Here is a 699-nt window from a genome sequence, read left to right on the forward strand (position 1 = left end):
AGATGTGTATAAGAGACAGATATATTTCAGTGAAGATCAAGTCGATAGTATCAGTGTTTTTTATTGTCATTTTCTGAGACCTCTGCGAGTGTTTTTTTTACGAGGTTGATGTTGTATTGCTCAACTTCAATGGAAGCCCCTTCCATTTCCAGCAAAATGTTGTCTGTATTGTACGCCTGGATGATAGTTGGCTTGAAAGCTTCCATCAGTTCAATATTGTAGGGGTCGGAGTGCTGGTCGAGCCACACGGGAATGCCATTCCACATCCAGGATTTTATTCCTGAAATATGCAACGTTTTGATGAAGCTCCATATTTCATGTTTTCCGTCAGGAATGGAGAAATCAAGATCTTTGCTTTTGCAATAGCCCAAGTAATGTCCGATGTCAAAAGCCATGGAGCAACCAGACTGAAAGCATAGCTCTAAATAGAAGTCCCAAAACGGTATGCTTCCGAACTCGCTGTATACGGGTGGATTCTCTAATAGTAGGGGCAGTTCAAGAAAATTCTTTACCATATTGGCGTTAATTATTGTTGTTTGTAACGATTTTTTGTTTAAGGGTGGATTTGTTTGATGGGCGCCGAGAAAAAGATTCTCATTTCTCCATATGCCTATGTCTTCTTCGATGTATCTTACGGGGAGAATGTCAGTTATTTTTTTGAGATTTGCTAACTCTGACATATCGATCACTCCAGAGAAA

Annotated in this window: 1 protein-coding gene; it reads right to left on the reverse strand. The window is 39.8% G+C overall.

What is annotated here, in order from left to right; all coding sequences use genetic code 11:
* Positions 1 to 50: 50 nt before the first annotated feature.
* The coding region (locus UB23_RS17325) for a multinuclear nonheme iron-dependent oxidase (RefSeq protein WP_152644284.1) at positions 51 to 699 on the reverse strand (649 nt) is incomplete at its 5' end.

Origin of the sequence: Pseudomonas sp. ES3-33 (assembly GCF_000952175.1) — a bacterium.
GTDB classification, from domain to species: domain Bacteria; phylum Pseudomonadota; class Gammaproteobacteria; order Pseudomonadales; family Pseudomonadaceae; genus Aquipseudomonas; species Aquipseudomonas gregormendelii.